The sequence below is a fragment of the Bathymodiolus azoricus thioautotrophic gill symbiont genome (genome assembly GCF_001298715.1).
Taxonomy (GTDB): domain Bacteria; phylum Pseudomonadota; class Gammaproteobacteria; order PS1; family Pseudothioglobaceae; genus Thiodubiliella.
Window position 1 is genome coordinate 1 of the sequence record NZ_CDSC02000339.1, and the last position, 1,728, is coordinate 1,728.

Sequence of the window (1,728 nt, forward strand, 5' to 3'; positions counted from 1 at the left end):
AAAATCAGACTTCAAAATATAAATTAAAATTTTGGACATCAGTCTCTTTTCGTTCCCTCATATCTTTGAAACAGGAAGAGCTACAACAAATCTGTTGCAAACTACAGAGAGGAATTTTTCAACGGTATTTATTGGAATAAACTCAAACAAATTGGACTTAATATAAAAACAGAATATTATTCTGGGTTTTTGGTCCCATTTAATCTCTTTTGTCTCAGAAACCATAAGAGCTTGATCAAATCTTTGAAAAATACAGACAGGAAATTACTAAGTAAAAAAAATACAACAAAATGCACAAATGTTAAGCAACTGATCCAACTTTCTTCCACTTTAAATATGTGAGAGAGACTATTTGTATTTTCACTATTATCCAGAATATCAATTAAAATCTTCTATTTTATGTCTTCGCACTTCTCCATGTCAATAATCCAGCAATATCTGATCAGCCATATTCTGATATCATGAACAATAAAGATTTGACAAAAGTTTACTTCACCAATTGATTATTATAGTACAAAACAGTCATTTAATTAACCAACAAGGATTTAATGGCGAATTCATAAAAGAAACAACTGTATGCTGTGTTATTTAAAAAAAAATCTTTCCTTGATCTGAACAGTGTCAATATATTTTCCAGTTTTGAAAATCAAGGGAAGTAATCCCTTTTATACCCCTGTAGTTGGCTAAAGTTATTTGTACCACTGATTTTCCTTTTTAATGATACCTTTTCAAACTTACCAAATATTTTTGAATTAATTCAGATCCAACAACTCTCAAAAATGTTGCCGATGTCTGATTGGCGACAGCTTTTGCTAATAATGTTTTACCTAAAATACAAAATATATTGAAATAATGTGTCATGTATTTTATTTGTTAGATTCTACATCATCTTTGGTTATATAAAAATTAACATCCGTTAACAAAAACTTTGTATAATTAGTTCCAATTACAATATTTAAATGCAAATAAGTAGTTTTTGCCAAACTATATCAAACATGTTAGTTTTTTTTTTCAAGTAAACTTTTTATATTTTAATAAAATACAAAGTTGTGGACAGTGCATTTCACCATGAACACTTTAACATGGAATAAATACCAGTACGTAATTCACTGCAAATACTGGGTACCATATTATATATAAATACATAGTATTATGCATTGTACTATGAACAACTATTTTTTCAAATTAGATTTTTTATCTTCAAAGTTGATTAATTTACTAATTTAAATTAACTAAAACTCATTCATAAAGTGTGAAAATAATATGTATTCTTACCAGTTCCAGGTGGACCATACAATATGACTCCTTTTGGAGGTTTTATACCCATTTCTTCATAGTATTCTGGATGTGTTAGGGGTAACTCTACTGATTCCTAAACAACAAAATGAAAAATCTATACAATAGGGCTAAAATTTGTAATAAATTATTTTAAACCATACAATTACTTCTTCTACATCTACAAAATACTGACTGTCTTCAACAAGTTAAATATTATGTCAGATACCAAATACTGACTGCCTTCAACAAGTTAAATAATATGTCAAATATCAAATGAGAATGCAAATATCCACAAACAAATTAAATGTTTGTAAGACTTTTGTTGTTGGATATAGCAGGGTCGTACATGGGGTCATGTCCGAAGCGTTATTTTCAAACAATCAGCAAAGAACTCTCAAAATCTTAAGGTATCAAAATCTAAGAAGTCAGCACCCATGCACAAAATGTAAT

General features: G+C 28.5%; 1 pseudogene. It reads right to left on the minus strand.

The annotated features are described in order from the left end of the window. Window positions 1-738: 738 nt before the first annotated feature. Window positions 739-828, minus strand: a pseudogene (locus BAZSYMA_RS09690) (AAA family ATPase); the annotation flags it as partial. Window positions 829-1,728 lie beyond the last annotated feature (900 nt).